The sequence below is a fragment of the Pseudomonas sp. B6(2017) genome (assembly GCF_002112765.1).
GTDB lineage: Bacteria > Pseudomonadota > Gammaproteobacteria > Pseudomonadales > Pseudomonadaceae > Aquipseudomonas > Aquipseudomonas piscis.
The window spans coordinates 103,433-123,090 of the sequence record NZ_NEIQ01000003.1; the positions used below are offsets into that span (position 1 = coordinate 103,433).

General features: G+C 64.6%; 13 protein-coding genes. 7 read left to right on the forward strand and 6 right to left on the reverse strand.

The annotated features are described in order from the left end of the window. Window positions 1–13 precede the first annotated feature (13 nt). The 6 genes from CAG11_RS06090 (at window position 14) to ureC (ending at window position 4,409) form a co-directional block, all read left to right on the forward strand. Complete coding sequence (locus CAG11_RS06090) at window positions 14–853, forward strand: urease accessory protein UreD (protein ID WP_085595430.1); 840 nt, start codon at window positions 14–16, stop codon at window positions 851–853. Between the two features lie 43 nt (window positions 854–896). Beyond that, a complete protein-coding gene (locus CAG11_RS06095; protein ID WP_022642026.1) occupies window positions 897–1,199 on the forward strand; it encodes an urease subunit gamma in 303 nt (100 codons plus the stop codon). A 9-nt stretch (window positions 1,200–1,208) separates the two neighbouring features. After that, window positions 1,209–1,742, forward strand: coding sequence for a GNAT family N-acetyltransferase (locus CAG11_RS06100; protein WP_085595432.1), 534 nt, complete (start codon window positions 1,209–1,211; stop codon window positions 1,740–1,742). Between the two features lie 7 nt (window positions 1,743–1,749). After that, a complete protein-coding gene (locus CAG11_RS06105) occupies window positions 1,750–2,283 on the forward strand; it encodes an N-acetyltransferase (RefSeq protein ID WP_085595434.1) in 534 nt (177 codons plus the stop codon). Beyond that, the gene (locus CAG11_RS06110) at window positions 2,280–2,585 is read left to right on the forward strand and encodes an urease subunit beta (RefSeq protein WP_085595436.1); all 306 of its coding nucleotides are present in this window, start codon (window positions 2,280–2,282) and stop codon (window positions 2,583–2,585) included. Before CAG11_RS06105 ends, CAG11_RS06110 begins: the two co-directional genes overlap by 4 nt. A gap of 123 nt (window positions 2,586–2,708) precedes the next feature. Next, window positions 2,709–4,409 carry an urease subunit alpha gene (gene ureC / locus CAG11_RS06115; protein ID WP_085595438.1) on the forward strand — a complete coding sequence of 567 codons (1,701 nt, stop codon included), beginning with the start codon at window positions 2,709–2,711 and terminating at the stop codon, window positions 4,407–4,409. Window positions 4,410–4,602: 193 nt separating this feature from the next. Here ureC and CAG11_RS06120 read toward each other — a convergent pair whose 3' ends face one another. Continuing rightward, complete coding sequence (locus tag CAG11_RS06120) at window positions 4,603–4,908, reverse strand: chaperone modulator CbpM (RefSeq protein ID WP_031320783.1); 306 nt, start codon at window positions 4,906–4,908, stop codon at window positions 4,603–4,605. A gap of 20 nt (window positions 4,909–4,928) precedes the next feature. Then, window positions 4,929–5,867: a DnaJ C-terminal domain-containing protein gene (locus CAG11_RS06125; protein ID WP_022642020.1), complete on the reverse strand. Its 939-nt coding sequence runs from the start codon at window positions 5,865–5,867 to the stop codon at window positions 4,929–4,931. Window positions 5,868–6,166: 299 nt separating this feature from the next. On the opposite strand from CAG11_RS06125, the gene CAG11_RS06130 reads away from it, so the two are divergent. After that, on the forward strand, window positions 6,167–7,432 hold the full coding sequence (locus tag CAG11_RS06130) for an Hsp70 family protein (RefSeq protein WP_085595440.1): 1,266 nt from the start codon (window positions 6,167–6,169) through the stop codon (window positions 7,430–7,432). An 89-nt stretch (window positions 7,433–7,521) separates the two neighbouring features. Here CAG11_RS06130 and CAG11_RS06135 read toward each other — a convergent pair whose 3' ends face one another. From CAG11_RS06135 to CAG11_RS06150, 4 genes are all read right to left on the reverse strand, one after another. Beyond that, window positions 7,522–8,532 (reverse strand): AI-2E family transporter, encoded by a 1,011-nt coding sequence (locus tag CAG11_RS06135; RefSeq protein WP_031320782.1) that lies wholly within the window; start codon window positions 8,530–8,532, stop codon window positions 7,522–7,524. 152 nt (window positions 8,533–8,684) lie between these two features. Then, on the reverse strand, window positions 8,685–9,140 hold the full coding sequence (locus CAG11_RS06140) for a hypothetical protein (RefSeq protein WP_085595442.1): 456 nt from the start codon (window positions 9,138–9,140) through the stop codon (window positions 8,685–8,687). Window positions 9,141–9,142: 2 nt separating this feature from the next. Next, on the reverse strand, window positions 9,143–9,964 hold the full coding sequence (locus CAG11_RS06145) for a hypothetical protein (RefSeq protein WP_085595770.1): 822 nt from the start codon (window positions 9,962–9,964) through the stop codon (window positions 9,143–9,145). A gap of 32 nt (window positions 9,965–9,996) precedes the next feature. Next, a complete protein-coding gene (locus CAG11_RS06150; protein ID WP_085595444.1) occupies window positions 9,997–19,638 on the reverse strand; it encodes a hemagglutinin repeat-containing protein in 9,642 nt (3,213 codons plus the stop codon). Window positions 19,639–19,658: the final 20 nt, after the last annotated feature.

Sequence of the window (19,658 nt, forward strand, 5' to 3'; positions counted from 1 at the left end):
ATATCGATTGCCCATGAACTCACCTGCCGCCCACGCCCTGTTCACCCCCAGCTGGCACGCCGAGCTGGAGCTGGCCTATGCCTGTACCGGTAACGCCACGCGCCCGGTGCTGCGCCGCCACCAGGGCCCGCTGCGGGTGCAGAAGCACCTGTATGCCGAAGGCCCCCAGGTCTGCCAGCACATCATCGTCCACCCTCCGGGAGGCATTGCCGGTGGCGACCGCCTGGCCATCCGCGCCCGGGTCGATAGCGGCGCCTGGGCCCAGTTGACCAGCCCCGGGGCGGCCAAGTGGTACCGCGCCGCCAGCCCCGCCAGCCAGCTCCTGGAACTTGCGGTGGCGCCAGGAGCGACCCTGGAATGGCTGCCCCAGGAAACCATAGTCTTCAGCGCCGCCCAGGCCGAACTGACGACCCGCATCGAACTGCATGGCGATGCCCGGCTGTGCTACTGGGACATCGTCGCCCTCGGACGCCCGGCCAGTGGCGAGCGCTTCGCCCAAGGGCACTTCCAGGCCCACCTGGATATTCGTCGCGATGGCCGGCCGCTGTGGCATGAGCGCCAGCGCATCAGCGGCGGCGACGGCTTGCTCGACTCCCCGGTCGGCCTCGACGGCCAGCCGGTGTTCGCCACCTTGCTGGTCACCGGCCAGATCGATGCCCAACTGCTGGAACGCTGCCGCGCGCTGGAACACCCGGTACGCGGCGACCTGAGCCAGTTGCCGGGCCTGTTGCTGGCGCGCTGCCTGGCCAGCGAAGCCTTGCAGGCCCGGGCCTGGCTGATGGACCTGTGGCGCTTGTTGCGCCCGGCACTGCTGGGACGCGCTGCCGTACCACCAAGGATCTGGAACACATGAACCGCCCCTTTTCCTTCAACTGCCCGACCACGGACCGACCACGATGGACCTGACCCCACGCGAAAAAGACAAGCTGCTGATCTTCACCGCCGGCCTGGTAGCCGAACGACGCCTGGCCCGTGGCCTCAAGCTGAACTACCCGGAGGCCATGGCCTACCTCTGCGCGGCTCTGCTCGAAGGCGCCCGTGATGGCCAGAGCGTGGCCGAGCTGATGCACTACGGCACCACCCTGCTCAGCCGCGAGCAGGTGATGGAGGGTATTGCGGAAATGATTCCGGAGGTCCAGGTAGAAGCCACCTTCGTCGATGGGACCAAGCTGGTCACCGTCCACCAGCCCATCGCCTGAGGAGCGCCCATGACGTATCAGATCCGTGACGCGGTGCGCGCCGACTTGCCGGCGATCCGCGATATCTACAACGACGCCGTGCTCAATACCACCGCGATCTGGAACGAGACCCCAGTGGACCTGGATAACCGCCAGGCCTGGTTCAGCGCCCGCCAGGCCCAGGGTTATCCGGTGCTGGTGGTGGTCGACAGCGCAGGGCAGGTACTGGGCTACGCTTCGTTCGGTGACTGGCGGCCCTTCGATGGGTTTCGCCACAGCGTCGAGCATTCGGTCTACGTGCGCAGCGACCAGCGCGGCAACGGCCTGGGCCCAAAGTTGATGGAGGTGCTGCTCGAACGCGCCCGCGCCTGCCACAAGCACGTGGTGGTGGCCGCCATCGAAAGCGGCAATGGCGCCTCGATCCGCCTGCATGAACGCCTGGGCTTCATCACCACCGGACAGATGCCCCAGGTGGGCACCAAGTTCGGACGCTGGCTGGACCTGACCTTCATGCAACTGATCCTCAACCCCGGGGCACAACCACCCGCCCCTTACAAGGAGTGACACTTCGATGAACGCCGGCCAACTGCGACGGGTCCATGGAGAAAGCTTTGCCCACTACCGCCAGGGCTTGATCGAACTGCTGTTCGACTCGGTCCGCCATGGCGCGTCCATCGGTTTCATGGCCGACCTCGACGACAGCCAGGCCCAGGCCTATGTCGCCGACGTGCAGGCTGGTGTCGAGAACGGCAGCCTGCTGCTGTGGGTGGTGGTCGATGAGGAAAAGGTCCTGGCCAGCGTGCAACTGGCGCTGTGCATGAAGGCCAACGGGCGTAACCGCGCCGAGGTGCAGAAGCTCCAGGTCCTGCACAGTGCCCGGCGCCGGGGCCTGGGCCAGCAATTGATGAACGTCCTGGAGCAGGCCGCGCGCCATCTCAAGCGTGGCTTGCTGTACCTGGACACCGAGGCCGGCTCGCCCGCCGAGGAGTTCTACCGTGCCCTGGGTTATACCCGGGTGGGCGAGCTACCCAATTACTGCCAGGGCCCGGACGGCCGCCACAGCCCGACCGCCATCTACTACAAGACCCTGGAGCAACCCCAGTGATCCCTGGCCAATACCAGATCCTGCCCGGCGACATCGAACTCAACGCCGGGCGCCGCACCCTGGTCCTGAATGTGGCCAACAGCGGCGACCGGCCGATCCAGGTCGGCTCCCACTATCACTTCTTCGAAACCAACGACGCCCTGGTCTTCGACCGTGCCGCCAGCCGCGGCATGCGCCTGAACATCGCCGCCGGCACCGCGGTGCGCTTCGAACCGGGACAGACCCGGGAAGTCGAGCTTGTCGATCTGGCTGGGTTGCGGCGAATTTACGGGTTCGCGGGACGAATCATGGGCGATCTTTAAAAGATCAGCTTCAAGCTGCGAGCCACAAGCTGCAAGAAAGAGCAGTGCGGTGGCTCTGGGCGGCTTTCTTTTACTTGTAGCTTGCAGCTCATGGCTTGCAGCTCTGTTCCGAGGAACGAGGAAATGCGCATTTCCCGCGAGGCTTATGCCGACATGTTCGGCCCCACGGTGGGCGACAAGGTCCGACTGGCCGATACCGAGCTGTGGATCGAGGTAGAGAAGGACTTCACCACCTACGGTGAAGAGGTGAAGTTCGGCGGTGGCAAGGTGATCCGCGACGGCATGGGCCAGGGCCAGCTGCTGGCGGCCGAGGTGGTGGACACCCTGATCACCAATGCCCTGATCATCGATCACTGGGGCATCGTCAAGGCCGACGTCGGCTTGAAGGACGGGCGTATCGCCGCCATCGGCAAGGCCGGCAACCCGGATATCCAGCCCGACGTGACCATCGCCATCGGCGCCAGCACCGAGGTGATCGCCGGCGAAGGCATGTTGCTCACCGCTGGCGGTGTCGACACCCATATCCACTTCATCTGCCCACAGCAGATCGAAGAGGCGCTAATGAGCGGCGTCACCACCATGATCGGCGGCGGCACGGGACCTGCCACCGGGACCAACGCCACCACTTGCACCCCGGGGCCCTGGCACATGGCGCGCATGCTCCAGGCCGCCGACGCCTTCCCCATGAACATCGGCTTCACCGGCAAGGGCAACGCCAGCCTGCCGGGGCCGCTGGTGGAGCAAGTACGGGCCGGGGCCATCGGCCTCAAGTTGCACGAAGACTGGGGCAGCACCCCGGCCAGCATCGACAACTGCCTGAGCGTGGCCGACGAATACGACGTGCAGGTGGCGATCCACACCGACACCCTGAACGAGTCGGGCTTCGTCGAGACCACCCTCGGTGCCTTCAAGGGCCGCACCATCCACACCTACCACACCGAAGGCGCCGGTGGCGGCCATGCGCCGGATATCATCAAGGCCTGCGGTTTTTCCAACGTGCTGCCCAGCTCCACCAACCCGACGCGGCCCTTCACCCGCAACACCATCGACGAACACCTGGACATGCTCATGGTCTGCCATCACCTGGACCCGAGCATCGCCGAGGACGTGGCCTTCGCCGAAAGCCGCATCCGCCGGGAAACCATCGCCGCCGAGGACATCCTCCACGACCTGGGGGCATTCTCGATGATCAGCTCCGACAGCCAGGCCATGGGCCGGGTCGGCGAGGTGGTGACCCGCACCTGGCAGACCGCCGACAAGATGCTGCGTCAGCGCGGGCCATTGCCGGGCGACGGGCCGGGCAACAGCAATTTCCGGGTCAAGCGCTACATCGCCAAGTACACCATCAACCCGGCCATCACCCACGGCATCAGCCATGAGGTGGGTTCCATCGAAGTGGGCAAGTGGGCCGACCTGGTGCTCTGGCGCCCGGCGTTCTTCGGGGTCAAGCCGAGCCTGATCCTCAAGGGCGGGGCCATCGCCGCGAGCCTGATGGGCGATGCCAACGCGTCGATCCCGACTCCCCAGCCGGTGCACTACCGGCCGATGTTCGCCAGCTTCGCCGGCAGCCGCCATGCCACCAGCCTGACCTTCATCAGCCAGGCGGCGCTGGATGCCGGGGTGCCGGAGCAATTGGGCTTGAAGAAGCGCATCGCCGTGGCCAAGGGCTGTCGCAGCGTGCGCAAGGGCGACCTGATCCACAACGACTACCTGCCGCAGATCGAGGTCGACCCACAGACCTACCAGGTCAAGGCCGATGGCGTGCTGCTGTGGTGCGAACCGGCGGATGTACTGCCCATGGCCCAGCGCTACTTCCTGTTCTAGCCGCTGTTGCCGCTGTCGAGCGCAGCGAGGCTGCGCACGGGCGCGCAGCGGTCGCAAAGGAGGATTCACGAGGATCGGAACTGTACGCAGCGCCCGCAATTGCGCCGAATCGACGAGGACTGCGTCCTGGGTCGCCGCTTCGCTGGCGCCCGGCAGCGGCTACAACATTCGGCAGATACAGCCGTGGGACCGGTCAATCCACCAGCAGGCGACCCAGGCGTTGCCTGAGCATGCGGTTTTCGGCGCGCAGTTGCTGCACCTCTTCGAGCAGGTCCAGCGCCAGGGCGACGCCTTCCCATTCCAGGTCCAGTTCGCGGTGCAACTTCGCCGCGCGCTTGGCCAGGGACAATTCATGATCGTTGAATCGCCACTCCTTGGGCGCGCGGCCCTGAGGTTCGAGGATGCCGTGCTCGACGATTTCGATCACGTAGGCCGCCGACAGGTCGGCCACTTCACAGAATTCTTCCATGTCCAGCTGAACGATCAGGGTGCTCATGATCAGCGCCTCCTAGTGTCGAATCAGAATTGTTCCCGTGGGTCGAACGCCGCCTTCTTCGCCAGCTCCTGCCACAAGGCCCTGGCCTCGTCGCTGGTGTGCTTGGGCATCACCGCCTTGAGCTGCACGAACAGGTAGCCGCGCTGGCCGGCCTTGTTCAGCAGGCCGTGGCCCTTGGCACGCATGCGCTGGCCGTTCTGGCTGCCGGCAGGCACCTTGAGGTTGATCTTGCCGGTCAGGGTCGGCACCGCGACCTCGGTACCCAGCGCCAGCTCCCAGGGTGCCAGCGGCAGGGTGATGATCAGGTTCTCGCCCTCGACATCGAACTTCGGATGGGGCGCGAAACGAATGGTCAGGTACAGGTCGCCATTGGCCCCGCCACCGACGCCCGGAGCACCCTGGCCCTTGAGGCGGATACGCTCGCCATCGGTGACCCCGGCCGGGATCTTCACGTTCAGGCTCTTGCTGGTGTTGCTCACATGCTGGCCGGACGCATTGTATTGCGGCACCTGGAAACTGATCTTCTTGGACTCGGTCGACAGGGTTTCCTCGAGAAAGATCGGCAGTTCCATTTCCACATCCTGTCCGCGACGGCCGCTGCTGCGACGCTGTTCCGGGCCGCCGAATCCTGGCCCCCGGTTACCAAAGATCGAACTGAAGAAGTCCGAGAAATCCCCACCACCACCGCCGCCGAAGCCGCCACGGCTCTGCCAGCCCGGCGGCCCCTGGAACGGCTGGCCATGCTGGCCGTACTTGCGCAGGTCGTCGTACTCGGCGCGCTTGTCGGCGCTCTTGAGCGCCTCGTAGGCTTCCGAGGCGTCCTTGAACTTGGCCTCGGCATCCTTTTCCTTACTGACGTCGGGGTGGTACTTGCGCGCCAGCTTGCGATAGGCGGCCTTGATCGCCTTGTCGTCCGCTGTCGGCTCCACGCCGAGAATCTTGTAATAGTCTTTGAAGTCCATCGAGGGAATCACCATCCGTTATCGAAGTCGCGCGGCGTGCAGCACAGCTGGACCGGTCTGGCAGCATGAGAATCGACCCGTCTCGATTCTCTGACTGAACGGCGCATCAGAAGTTTATCGGCAGCCGCCGGCGGATCTTGCGATCTCTTGTGGCTACCAGGCTCATGCCTGCAAGTTTGGGGGTCAAGGATAGTCTTTCAAGACGAAGCCAGTGACGAATTAGCAGATATCCGGCCTTTGCAACGGCGGGCGACTGGCGTACGCTGCGCGGCCGTTTTTTTGACCGGAACTGGAAAGACATGAACAACGCCTCCCCGGCCCGCGGCTGCGGCATCGACTTCGGCACCTCCAACTCCACCGTCGGCTGGCTGCGCCCCGGGCAGGAGACGTTGATCGCCCTGGAGGACGACAAGATCACCCTGCCGTCGGTGGTGTTCTTCAATATCGAGGAGCGTCGTCCGGTCTATGGCCGCCTGGCCCTGCACGAGTACCTGGAAGGCTACGAAGGCCGCCTGATGCGCTCGCTGAAAAGCCTGCTGGGCTCCAAGCTGATCAAGCACGACACCAGCGTGCTGGGCACGGCCATGCCGTTCAAGGATCTCCTGGGACTGTTCATCGGCCAGCTCAAGAGCCGCGCCGAAGCCACCGCCGGTCGGGAATTCACCGAAGTGGTGCTTGGTCGCCCGGTGTTCTTCGTCGATGACGATGCCGCCGCCGACCAGGAAGCCGAAGACACCCTGGTGGAAGTGGCGCGCAAGGTCGGCTTCAAGGACGTGTCCTTCCAGTACGAACCCATTGCCGCGGCCTTCGACTACGAGTCCAGCATCGAGCGCGAGGAGCTGGTGCTGATCGTCGACATCGGCGGTGGTACCTCGGACTTCTCCCTGGTGCGCCTGTCCCCCGAGCGCCGTGGCGTCGACAACCGCCACGACGACATCCTCGCCACCGGCGGCGTGCATGTGGGTGGTACCGACTTCGACAAGCAACTGTCCCTGGCCGGGGTGATGCCGTTGTTCGGTTATGGCAGCCGGATGAAAAGCGGCGCCTACATGCCCACCAGCCACCACATGAACCTGGCGACCTGGCACACCATCAACTCGGTGTATTCGCAGAAGTCCCAGCTGGCCCTGGGCAGCATGCGCTACGACATCGAGGACACTGGCGGCATCGACCGGCTGTTCAAGCTGATCGAGCAACGTGCCGGCCACTGGCTGGCCATGGAAGTGGAAGAAACCAAGATCCAGCTGACCCACGCCGACCAACGCCTGGTGCCCCTGGACCGCATCGAGCGCGACCTGAGCGTCGACCTCACCCGGGCCCTGTTCGAGTCGTCCATCGACAACCTGCTGGAGCGCATCCGCGCCAGCGTCACCCAACTGCTCGGCGATGCCAATGTCAGCGTGGGCCAGGTCGACACGGTGTTCTTCACCGGTGGTTCCAGCGGCATTCCAGCCCTGCGCCAGAGCGTGGCGGCAATGCTGCCCAATGCCCGGCACGTGGAAGGCAACATCTTCGGCAGCATCGGCAGCGGCCTGGCCATCGAGGCCAAGAAGCGCTACGGATAAAAACAGCGGCAAGCTTCAAGCGGCAAGCCACAAGTAAAAGCAGCAGCGGATCGGCTTTAGCTTGAAGCTTGCGGCTTGCGGCTGCCGTCCTAAACCAGGCCCGCCTGCTTCAATTCGCTTTTCAGGTAGGCGTAGTAGATCGGTCCTGCCACCACCCCCGGCAGGCCGAACGCCGCTTCGAACACCAGCATCGCCAGCAGCAGCTCCCAGGACTTGGCGCTGATCTGCCCACCGACGATCCGTGCATTGAGGAAGTATTCCAGCTTGTGGATCACGATCAGGTAGCCCAGGGCCGCCACCGCCACCCAGATCGACAATGACAGGCCGACGATGGTGATCAGGGTGTTGGAGATCAGGTTGCCGATCACCGGCAGCAGCCCCAGCAGGAAGGTCAGGACGATCAGGGTCTTGGTCAGCGGCAGCTTGACCCCGAACATCGGCAGCACCAGGGCCAGGAAGATCCCGGTGAAGAAGGTGTTGAGCAGGGAAATCTTGATCTGCGCGAAGACGATGTTGCGAAACGCCTGGACCAGCAGGTGCAGGCGGTCGAACAGGGCCGCCGCCAGGGGCTTGCGCTTGGTCAGGTCGGGAATGCGCTGCAAGGCGATGATCGCCCCCAGCACCATGCCGATCAGTAGCGTCACGAACATGTGCGCCGCGTCCTTGCCCACCAGTTGCAGCTCGCTCAGGTGCTTGCTGGCCCAGGCGCCGATGGCCGCCTGGAACTCGGCAGCGCTGGCCGGCAGGTAGGAGTCGAGGAACGGCGGCAGCTGGCCCCGGGCCTTGTCCACCACCAGCATGAACTTGCCCAGCGAGGCGCCGGGGTTCTCCGCTTCATGCAACAGGAAACTGATGGCCCCGGCGAACAGCAGGGTCAGCAGGCTGACCACCAGGGTGCCGAGCAGGGCCACCGCCAGCCAGCGCGCGCGCCGGCCCTCGATCAGGCGCTGCAGTTGCGGGGTGAGCATGTTCACCAGTTCGAACACCAACAAGCCCGCCAGCAGGCTGGGCAGCAAGCGCAGCGGCAGGGCCAGCAGCAGGCCGCCAAAGATGATGATCCAACTGATGAACAACAGGTGACGCTGTGAAAACGTTGGCATACAGCCTCAAGACAGACAGCGGGAAAAGACCCGCAGTCTGCCAGCCTTCACCCCGCAGGAATAGTGCCGGGCGCCCTGCGGGAGCCTGCTCGCAGCCTACCTGCGGACTGTGACAGCCGAGGTTCAGCCAGCCGTGGAAGACGTCCGGAGGGTCATTGGTAGCGGCTGATGAACGAGTACCTGAGGCCCGCCGCTTCGGCGCTGGCCTGCATCTGCCGGGACTGCTCTGGCTCACCGACGAAGAGCAGCCAGACGCCGGGAAAACGCTGCTCGCTCAGCGCCCCACCGACGATAGCCTGGTCCAGGGCCGGGCTGGCCCCGAAGATCACCACCCGGGCGCCGCCGCTGGCAGCAGCCTGGGCGAACAGCTCACGCACATTCATACGATCCTGCCCGCCTCCCGCCGCGATCGTCACACGATCGGCCAGCAGGCCGTGGCTGTTGATCCGGGTAACCAGTAACGAAGGCGGCTGGTCGGTGGCCTGGCCCTGCCGCGACATCAGGCCCGCTACTTCGGCCAGCACCGCTTCCTGGCTCTTTGGCGCCGGTTGCGAAGCACAACCACCCATTACCAGGAGCAACCCGGTGATCATCAAGTACTTATGCATGTTCATTTCCTTATGTCGTCAGATGGCGTCGGTGCCTTGAGATCAGGCAAGGGCACGTCGTAGCCGCAGTAATGCAACTCGGTGAGGGTCAGGCGTTTATCCGGATAATCGCTGCCCCAGGGCAGTCCTTGGTCGTAGCGAGACTTCGCATGAGCGCAGATCTCCTGCAACTTGCGTTGCGATGCTGCCAGCACCGACTCCGGCAAGGGATTGATCTTCAAGCTGTGGAAAAATGGCAGGATAAAGGTTTGGTCCAGATCGTAGCCCTTGGCGCCCAGAGGCATGCGCTGCCCGGCATGCACATAGAACGGTTGCTTGAGACCACTCTCGCCCTCCCAGCACCAGTACTTGACCTCATCCTCTTGCAGCCCTACCGCCTGGCCCTTCCACGAATCGTAGAATCGCAGGCACTGATATCCCCCGCGGGTGACCCAGTCCACCTGGTTGGGCTTGAACCCGCTCCCCGGTAACGCCAGCGCGGCCAGCTTGGCCTTGGCGAACACATCCTTGGGATACAGCAGGCCATCACCCTTGCCACTTAGGAAGCTGTCGACTCCCATGTAAAGCGACCCCGCCGTGACCTGGACATTCCCATAGACGAATGTGCCCGAGGTCCCGACGGACAGCGCATCATCGCCTTTGCGGTAAGTAAAACCGCTACTGAGCGTTCCACACTCCGCATGCCGCAAAGGCTCCGGCAGATCGAAGGAGTAACGCTGGGTCAGGGTGACGCGCTTCGCCCCTTCGGTACACAACATCCGCGAATCGAGGCGCTGGTTCTCGTAGACCAGGGACGGCTTGCCGCAACCACTCAACAGCAGCATCGACAAGCAGGCCCCCAGTATTTTGTTCAAACTCATAGGTTGTTGGTCTTGTTCGCAGGATCCGGGATGCGCCCATGGTTGCCGTTGGCGTCGATCAACGTCGGCGTAATGTAGCGCGAGTTGCCCTTGAACTGGTCCTGCAAGGCATTGGGCTTGTCGCCACACAAGGCCTTGGACACGCACAGGTAGTTCGAGTGGGGACTGGAGGCCTGGAACAACTGGGTACTGGTGGCCAAGGAGCCGAAGAACCGGGCCACAGGCTCGGAGGAGTGCGCAGCGTTGAAACCCAGGAAGTCCGAAACCGTATCGGTAACCGGCAACATCCCGAAGAAGGTCTTCGAATTAGGCCGGTTCACCTGGAAGAAAGCTCCATCCTCGATGTTGAAACCGGCATCCTTGGCTGCCTGGAAGAAGTCCGCCGAGGCGACCGGAGCTCCGGAAAGCTGGATGCTGCCGACCTTGCCATTGAGATTGAAGTCCACTCCCGAAATGGCCCGGTAGGTCAACAGCCCCCCTTGGCTGTGGCCGGTAATGTCGAGCTTGAACTTGTCATCGACACCGGCCTGGAAGAAGTCGTGCAACTGCTGGGCAGTGCCGGAGCGCACCGTGCCTCCCAGAGCTACGTCCCACAACGACTCGACCAAGTCCCCGAGCAAGCCGTGCTCCGGGTTGTAGGCCTGGGTGAAGGTGTCCGATCCGGTCTGCATCGAGCCGTTGACCAGCGCCGCCAGCAATGAGTTCTGGATGCCGTTGGTGAAGATCGCGCCATCGCCGGCAGGTCGCTCGATCTCCATCAGGTTCGGAACCTGGGTGATCATCGGTTTGCCATCGGCATCGATCTTGATGGTCTTGCCATCGGCCTCGTACTGGTACTGGCTCTGGACCTGGTAGAAACGCATGTCACCGGTGATCAGGGTCGGGACCTGGGTGATCAGGCCGCCGTGGTTCTCCACGCCAGGCATGACACCACCGGTATATTTACCGGCCTTGTCGAGCACGGTCTCCAACAACCCTGGCACCCAGGCCAGCGGCAGCAACGACGGGTTATCGGCCACGGCCTTGTCCGCCGCGGCGGTCAGGTTGCCGTACTGGGTGAAGGCATCGGAGGCATTCTTGCCATAGTTCTTCATCCCCTCCTTCCATTGATTCAGGGTCTGCAACGGATGGCTCACCGAATCCAGGGATGATTGCGAGACATACAGGTCGGTACGCTTCTCCTTGTCACGGGTGATTTCGTAGGCCCGGGACAGGTCGCGATTCAGGCCACTGGTGGAGTCCAAGCCGGTCTTGGCATCGTTGCGCACCACGATGCTGCCGGCGCCCACGGTGGCGCGTACCTCCTGCTCGCGGTCCTTGCGGTAGTCGTAGCCGCTGACGCTCCAGCCGGAACTGCCGGTCTTGCCCCGGCCTTCCTGGCTCTTGTCGGTGGTGAAGGCCACGTCCTTGCCGCCGGTGGCCTTGGCCCCGTCGCCAGCGCCCCAGCCGAAGGTGCCACCGGCATTCAGGTAGTAGCTGTGCTCCTTGTCTTGCCCTGCGATATCGCGAAAGCCCAGGGTGCCGGTGTCCAGCTTGAGCTTGCCGTTGTCGGCGGAAACCACCGAGCCGTCGAGCTGGGTGTGGTTCTCGGTACGGATATCCACGCCGTTCTTGCCGGTGATGCTGGTCTGCTCCTGCACCCAGTTGGTCTTGCCGGTGGTCTTGCCCAGGCCCAGGGAGCCGCTGACGCTGCCACCGCCGCCCAGGCCGATGCTCACGGTGACGCTGGCATCCATTTCCTTGCCGCTGACCTTGCCGGTGTCCGGCACCGAGGAGACCGTCAGGTCGCCACCGACCCGGCCAATGACTTCGCCACCACGCAGGGTGGCACCGGCGATAGTAGTGTCCTTGCCGCTACTGAAGCGCAGTTGGTCGCCGGCCACCAGGTTGGCGTTCTGCTGGGCCTGGCCCTCGCGCTCCAGCTTGCCCTTGCCCATGTCGACGCTGGCATAGACCGAGATGAAGTCCTTGCCGCCCAGGGCCAGGCCCACCTCGCCACCACCGCTGCGCCGCTTGGACTCGGCGCTGGAGTCGTTCTGCGCCGCGCGAATGGTCAAGTCCTTGCCGGCACTGAGGTCGATGTCGCGTCCCGACTGCACCTGGGTGCCCACCAGGGTCAGGTTGTCCTTGGCCTCGAGGCTGACGTCGCGCCCAGCCAGGAGCACCGATGGCGTGCTGGTGCCCTGGCTCATTTGCTCGCTCGCCGTGCCATGGCTGCCACCGATCCCGGCGCGAGCGCTACCGCCGCCACTCTGACCGTTGATACCGGTCTGGCTTCGGCTGTTCTTGCGCTCTTCAGCCACCGAACCACGGGCCACATCGACGGTGATATCACGTCCGGCCAGGGTGATGTCGCGCCCGGCATCGAAGTGCCCGCCGCGGATGCTGATGTCGTTGCCGGCCACCGCACTGATATCGCGCCCGGCACCCAGGCTGCTCGGGCTATTGCCGTGGGTCTCCTGCCGCGAGCTGCTGGACTGGCTGGACGAGCCAAAGTGGGTAGCCGTGGTGGGACCCGAGGTGAACTGGTTGATCGCGTCCACGGTGCTCAGCACGCTGGACGCCTTGCTTACGTTGTCCTGGCCTTTGCCGGTGCCCTTGAGGGCGTCCATGGTATTGCCGAAGTTATGGCTGACATTGACCGTCAGGCCATTGCGCTCACGGCTTTTGCTGTGTTCCTCGATGAAGGTTTCCTTGCCGGCGTCGATGTTGATGTCATGCCCGGCTTGCAGGTTGAGATCACGCTTGGCATCCACCCGCGAACCTTCCATGGTCAAGTCGCGACCAGCCTTGATGGTCGCATCCTGTCCGGCCAGCAACTGGCTCGGCGCCACGGTTTCCTGGGCATCACGGGATTTTTTCTTGAGGGCCTCATTGCCCAGGAATGCAGTGACGCCATTGCGATCGCTCTGCAGGCTCACGCCCGTGTGTTTCTCGGACTTCCAGTGGCTCTGGTCCTGACTGTTGCTGCCGGCCAGGACATTGATGTCGCGCCCCGCGCCGACGTTGAGGTTACGTTCGGCGGCCGCGCTGCTGCCGATCATGTTCACGTCCCGGGCCGCCTGCAGGGTAGTGTCGCGCCCGGCACTGACCAGGCTGCCGACACTCTGGCTCTGCTGCTGTTCCTGCCCCGACTTCTTCGACGAGGCAATGGAGACCAAGCCTCCAGAGGTGGAAAGGCCCACCTTGCTCTTGTACTTCTCGCTCTGGCTGCTGGAGGTGTTGGCCGCGTCCATCAGGTTGATGTCGCCGTTCTTGTCCACCAGCCCGGCCCGCACCTCGGCATCGCGCTTGGCCTCCACGGAGCTGGCCGAGAGGTTGACGTTGGTCCCGGCGATGATCACCGCATCGTTGCCGGCGCTGAGCTCGCTGCCCACCTGGGTGGTGCTGCTGGAGTTGCGGCTATTGCCGCTCTTGCTCAAACCGAAGCTGCCTTTCTTCTTCTGGCTGTAGGAGCTTTCCTGGTGCTCCTGGGCCGAAACCAGGCTGACATCGTGGGTGGCGCCAACCAACAGGTCGTTGCCGGCCTTGAGCTGGCTGCCGACCACTGTGACGTCATGCCCGCCGTTGAGGCTGATGCGTCCGTCCTTATCCTGGCTGACGTTGACCATCAGGTCGTGCCCGGCACTGATTTGCGAGGCCACATTGGTAGTCGAGGAGTCGGCACTGCGCGTGGTCTTGCTCTTGCCCCAGGAGCCCTTTTTCTTCTGCTGGAACGTCGAGGACTGCTCGTCCTGGGCCGAAGCTATGACCATGTCGCGCTTGGCATTGAGCGACAGGTCATGGCCGGCATCGACCTTGCTCGCCACCACTGCCAGATCGCGTCCGGCATCGAGTTGCAGGTTGCCGCCAGCACTCACGCTGGAGCCCAGGGTCTGCACCGTATCCTTGGTCACCAGGCCACGGCGGATGGCGCTCTGGGTGAAGGTATGGTCCTGCACCGCCAGCAGGTCGATGTCGCGCCCGGCACTGAGCTTGGCATCGCCGGCGCTGGCGATATGGCCCTTGTTGGTGAGGTCGCGGCCGGCGCTGAGGTCGAGCTTCTGCCGGGCGCTGATCTGGCTGCCCTGGTCGAGGATGGTCCGGCTGCCGGAGCCATAGCCCACCGCTACCGCCGTACGGTCGTTGAGGATGTCGCCCTTGATGGCGCTGACGCTGACCTGGTTGCCGCGGATCTCTCCGGCCAGGGCGTTGCGCACGCTGTCCTGGGCCATCAGGCTGACGCGCTCGTTGGCTTCGATCAGGCCGCCCTGGTAGAGGCTGCCCCCGGCGTTCACGTTCAGGTCGTTGCTGGCGCGCAAGGTACCGACGTTGCTCAGGTCGCCCCCGGCGATCAGGTGCATGTCGCGCCCCTGTACCAGGCTGGCGCCGCGCAGGTTGCGACTGTCCGCCTGGGCCAGGTACAGCACCGGCACCAGCACGTTCTCGCCCTGCACTTCGCGGGTTTCCATCCACACGATGTCGTGGGTCAGCGAAGCCACCTGCGCCGGAGTCAGGGACACACCGACACTGAGCTTGAGCTGGTCCCTGGAAGCGATGGCGTTGTCCATCAGGTAGCGATACTGGTCGTAGTCGCTGGTCAATCCGGCGGCCAGGAAGCGTTGCCCGGTCTGGGCCAGCACCGCATCACGGATCATCCGGGTCTCATAGAGCCCGTCGCCCAGGCGGCGCCAGGTCTTGTCGTCGTTGTAGTTCAAGTGGCCGAGCATGTAGTCCGAGCTCATGAAGCGCGAGAGGTCGGTAAAGGTCGGGTTGGTCTCGATCAAGTAGCGGCCTTGCGGGTTCTGGCTCTTGACGAACAGGCCGTATTCACCCTGGGGCACGCGGAAGCTGGAAAGCGATGTCGGGTCCACGGCGGCAAAAGGTACGCCGGCGAAGTCCACCGGAACGAAAGTGACCTGGGTCGTGCCATCGGCGGCGACCCGCTCGACTCGCTGCACGTCCTTGGCCACCTGGTTGGCGGCGGCGGAGCTCTGCGCGTTGACCGTGATCACCTGGCCGCCTACCTGGGACAGGCTGTTCTGCAGTGTCTGGCCGGTGAGTTGAGCCCGGGCCTGCTGGCTCAATACACCATTTTCCAGGTTGCCGCTGACGTTCAGGTCCAGGCGTTGTCCGGCCTGCAGGGTAGCGGCGTACGCAGTCTGGGTACCCGGGCGAACCACGGTATGGGGCGCAAGCTGCGGGTAGCGGGTCAACTGGCTCGGCAGCGGATCCTGCTGGTCCGGAGCACGGTTCCGGTTGCTGGCATTCCACGCATCGACAGCTCGCAAGGTGGCGCGAAACACACCTTTCTTCACGCCCAGCAAGTAGTAGGTGTTGCTTTCGATCCGCTCGTCCAGGGTCAGGCCACGGTTATAGAAGTTGTTGGCCGTGAGCGAGACATTGCGGTTGGCGGCGATCAGGCTCTGCTGGTTCTGCACGGTGTCGGCGGTGATGGTCAGGTCACGGTTGGACACCAGGCGCGCGGCCGCCGCATGGTCGCCCATGACGTCCTGGTAGGTGGTGTTGACGATGAACGTACCGGTGTGGTGACCGCCGGAACAGTCGGTGCAATTCACCTCGATGGAGCGCTTGGCCATGCTCTGGCGGGTCTTGTACCAGTCCATGGCGTTCTCCAGGGTCACCATGTTGAGGTGCATGTCACCTTCGCTCTCGATGGTCCCGGAACGGTTGCTCAACAAGCTGGCGCGGCCACCGTCGAGGGCAGCGAAACCGAGGTTGCCGACACTGTAGATGTCGCCGTAGCTGTTGTTCAGGCTGTTGCCCCGCAGAAGCATGTCGGCACCGCTGTAGATCAGGCTATCGGCGCTGTTGCCGATGCCATTGCCGGAGCGCAGTTGCACCTGGCCCAGGGCGCCGAGGGTGCCACGGTTGTTGATCTGCGCCGCCGAGGTGTAGAGGTTCTGGCTGGCGATCAGCCGGCCGAGGTTGTCCAGGGTGCCACGCAGGTTCAGCTCGGTATCGCCGCCACTGGCGATGCGCCCGCCATTCTGGTTCAGGTCGCCAGCCCCTACGGTCAGCTTGCTCCGGGCCGACAACAGGCCGCTGTTGTTCAGGTTGCCGCCCAGGTCCAGGGTCAGGTAGCCATCGCTGGCCAGTTCGCCAGCGTTGTTCAGAGTCGCGGCGCCCAGGCGCAGGCCGCTGGCGCTGGCGATGCGGTCGCCGGCGTTGAGCGTGAGGTCGCCGCCGGTGCTCAGGTCCAGCGCACCGTTGAGCTGCATCAGCCCACTACGATCCACGGCACCGATATCCCAGTCTCCATGGCCCAGGCCGGTGATGCGCCCCTGGGCGCCGGATAGCGCACCCAGGTCGAGCTTGAACAGGCCGGTACCAGCATGTTCGACACCACCACCGAGGTTGCTCAATTGCCCGGCACTCAGTGCCAGGGCGCTGGAACCCAGGGCGAGGCTGCCGCCCTGGTTGTTCAGGACGCCGCCCAGGGTGATCCGGCTCTGCTCGCCAGCCAGGGCCCGGACGCGACCGCCGGCGCTGTTGTCGAGGTTGCCGCCCAGCAGTAGCAGGGAACCGGCCGACTCCATCAGGCCACCCTGGTTGTAGAGGTTGGCCGCAGCATTCAGGTCCAGCTGCTGGGCACTGATCTGGCCGCCCAGGCGGTTGTCGATAACCTGCCCGGTGCTTTTGAGCAGGCCATTGGCGTAGAGCTTGCCCGCCTGGTTGGTCAGGCGGTCCACCACCAGCTTGAGGGTGCCGGCCTGGCTGCTGACCAGACCGCCCTTGCCGTCCAGGGCGCTGTTGTCCAAGACTCCGGCAGTCACGCCCAGGGATGCGCCCTGTACGGTGCCACCCTGGTTGTCGAGGGTGCCCTGGCCCAGGGCGATCTCGCCATGGCCGTCCTTGGCCAGGACCAGGCCCTGGCTGTTCTTCAGGCTGTCACCCACCAGGCTCAAGCCATCGGCGCCGGCCTGCAGTTGCCCCTGGCGGTTGTCCAGGGTCGTGCCCTGGACCTCGAGGCGCTTGCCCTTGAGCGTACCGCCCTGGTTGTCCAGCAGCGCCAACTGGCTGGCGCGCAGCTTCTGCTCGGCGGCATCGATGGTGCCGCCGCGGTTGTCCAGTACGCCATTGTTCAGGTCCAGCTCCACGGCACCGGCCTTGGCCACCACCGCGCCCTCGGCGCTGTTGTCCAGGCCTGCGGCGTCAATCCCGACGCTGTTACCCAACAGCACCCCGCCGGCGTTGTTCAACTGGCCACCGCTCAGTTGCAGATGGCCGTCGCTTTGCAGGCGGCCCTGGCTGTTGAACAGTTGGCCTGGGGTCGCGCCGTCGGCCTCCAGGGTCAGTTTCAGGCCATCGCTGCCCGCCGCCAGCAGGCCGACTTCGCGGTTGTCCAGGCGCTGGGCGCCAATGGCCAGGCGATCCCCCACCAACTGCCCGCCACGGTTATCCAGCACGCCATGGCTGCTGACTTGCACCTGGTTGCCCACCACCACGCCACCCCGGTTGGCCAACCCGCCCGTCTTGAGCTGCACGTCGCCATGCTTGGCCTGCAGATGGCCCAGGGCGTTGTTCAGGTGCTGGGTGACGGTCAGCGTCAGCTTGCCAGCCTCGGCGCTCACCACCCCGCCCTGGTTCTGGCTGAGGCTGTCGAGGGTGGCATCCACCGCGTTGCCGATGACCTGGCCCTGGTCGTTCGCCAAGTCCCTGGCCACCAGCAGCAGCTGCTCCTTGCCTTGCAGCAGGCCGCCCTGGTTGTCGATATCGGCGACCCGCAACTCCAGCTTGCCGGCATCCACGGTGCCGCCCTGGTTGTCGAGCTTGCCGGCACTGTCGAGGATCAGTTGCGGGCCGTGCAGGGTCCCGTTGTGGTTGTCGACGCTGTCGGCCTTGAGGTCCAGCCGCGACGTGGCCTGGAGCTTGCCGCTGACGTTGAGCAGGTCCTGCTCGAGCTCCAGGTGCAAAGCGCCCTGCTCGGCGCTGACCAGGCCGTCATGGCTGTTGTCCAGGCGCTTGCCGGTCACCGTGACCTGGTCGGCGAGCAGCTTGCCACCCTGGTTGAGCACTTCGCCGCCGGAAGTCTTGAGCAGGGTCTGGGCCTGGAGCCGGCCGGCATTGTTGTTGAGCTGCTCGGCGACGACGAAGGTCGCTGCGTCCTGGTTGGCGCCGATCAGGCCCTGTTGGTTATCCAGCCGATCGGCGGTGATGTGCAGCCTGTCGGCGATCACCGAGCCCTTCTGGTTGCTCACCTCGCGGGCCTTGACGGTCAACCCCGCGGCGGCCACCTCCAGGCGCCCGCCATTGTTGTTCAAGCTATCGAGCGCCAGGTCCACGGCTTGCCGGTCGCCGAAGCGGATCAGGCCGCCCAGGTTGGCAATGGCCGGAGTATTGAGCACCAACTCACTCTGGGCCAACAGCCGTGCCTGCTCGCCCTGGTTGAGAACTCGTGCGGCGTTGACCTGTATCTTGGGCCCCTGGATCACCCCGCCCTGGTTGTTCAGGGCCTGGCGCGCCCTGAGTTCGAGATTGCGACTGGCCAGGACATCGCCACGGTTCTCCAGGTTGCCGGCGACCAGCTTGACCTCGCCGTGGTCGTTGCGGCTGTTGTCGGCATTGACCCCGGCCTCGATGATGCCGTGGTTGACCACCTGCGCGGCGTCTATCACCTGGACCCGGTCACGGGCCGCCAGGCTGGTGCGCACCTGGACCTGCTCGCTGGCCTGCAGGGTCGCCTCGGTACCGGCATAGGCCTTGCCTTTGAGATCGATGTCCCGGGCCTTCACGACGATGGCCTGGTTGGCGCTGATACCCGCTACCGTGACCCTGCCATTGGCGTCGATCTGGATATCGCCGGTGCTGGCGGCCATGTCCCCGGACATGTTCACCCCCACGCCCCGTTCCGTGCCCACCAGGCGGATGGCCCCGGCATACATCCCGCCCAGCGCCGAGCTGTCGATGGCCAGCTCCGGCTTGGCCTCGGCCTCGCCGTCGCGGGCCGTGACGCTCAGGTCGTCGGCCTTGACATCGTTGCGCCCGGTGATGACGTTGAGCTTCTTGGCGTAGAGGTTGGCATTGAGCTTGGTGCTGCGGGTGATCAGGTCGAACTGGTCGATGTTGCTGGCATTGAGCCCGGCGCCCTCGATGCTGATGTCACCACCTTCGACCTGGAACCGGTCGAGCTGCTGGCCTTCGATAACCGGCTTGCCGGTAGTCAGGGTCGCCCTGGGGGTGTTGATGAAGCCGCAACCGTTGCAGGTGATGCCATGGGGGTTGGCGACGATGACCCGGGCGGCCTGGCCGGCCACTTCGGTGTAACCGGCCAGCTTGCTGCGGTTGCTGCCGGTGACTTCGTTGAGGATGACCTGCGCCGCCTGTCCCTTGAGGTTGGGGTTGCCGAGGATGTAGCCACCCAATTGGGTGCTCTGGGTCGAGCCAGTGGCGTTGTTGAGGATCAGGCCGTTACTGCCGACGTTGTATTCGCTGAACTTGTTATGGGACAAACCGCTGCCATTGGCCCCGTTGATGTTGACGATGGGCACGCCGTTACCCGCCGCCCCGATGGTCGCGTTGCCACCGGCCGCCGGATCCAGGGCCAGGTCGGCGGCGACGCTGATGATCGGGTTGAGGAACAGGATCCCCGACAGCGACAAGGCAATGCATTGGGCAAAAGGCTTGCGTACGTCCATGTGCAAATCATCCATCCACT